The organism is Streptomyces sp. SID12501, assembly GCF_010550245.1.
In the GTDB taxonomy this organism is placed as follows: Bacteria; Actinomycetota; Actinomycetes; order Streptomycetales; family Streptomycetaceae; genus Streptomyces.
Map to the genome: position 1 here is coordinate 1 of NZ_JAAGLU010000822.1, position 417 is coordinate 417.

The following is a 417-nucleotide window of genomic DNA, read 5'->3' on the forward strand; positions in this document are numbered from 1 at the left end:
CCGAGGTTTCCGTCCTCGAACTTCAGCAGCTCGTTCGCCATGGCGGAGGGCAGGCCCTCCACCTTCGCGATGCCGTCCCCGGCAACGCTGACCGTACCGACCTCCTCGCGCGAGGCCGCGTCCGGCTTGTACGACTGGACAAAGTTCTCCAGTGCATCCCGGATCTCCTCCGGCCGGATCGTGAGCTCCGCCATCTGGGTTCCCTGCTCTCCTTGTTGGGCCTGAAGCTTCTTAGGGGTCTGGGGGCGACCCCCAGGAATCTTCTGCAAGTTCTGCACGGCCCAACCGGGCCGCTAGGAATGCGTTGTTCTATTGGTGGCTGGTCAGCCGGCCATGCGGCGGGACGCCTCTGCGAGACGCTCCGCGATGGTGCCGTCGATGACCTCGTCCGCGACCCGCACCGTGATCCCGCCGAGG

2 pseudogenes are annotated in these 417 nt (G+C 66.2%); both read right to left on the minus strand.

Going from position 1 to position 417, the window contains the following annotated elements:
* Positions 1-194 (minus strand): annotated as a pseudogene (locus G3I71_RS48640) (F0F1 ATP synthase subunit alpha); the annotation flags it as partial.
* A 129-nt stretch (positions 195-323) separates the two neighbouring features.
* Positions 324-417 (minus strand): annotated as a pseudogene (locus tag G3I71_RS48645) (F0F1 ATP synthase subunit delta); the annotation flags it as partial.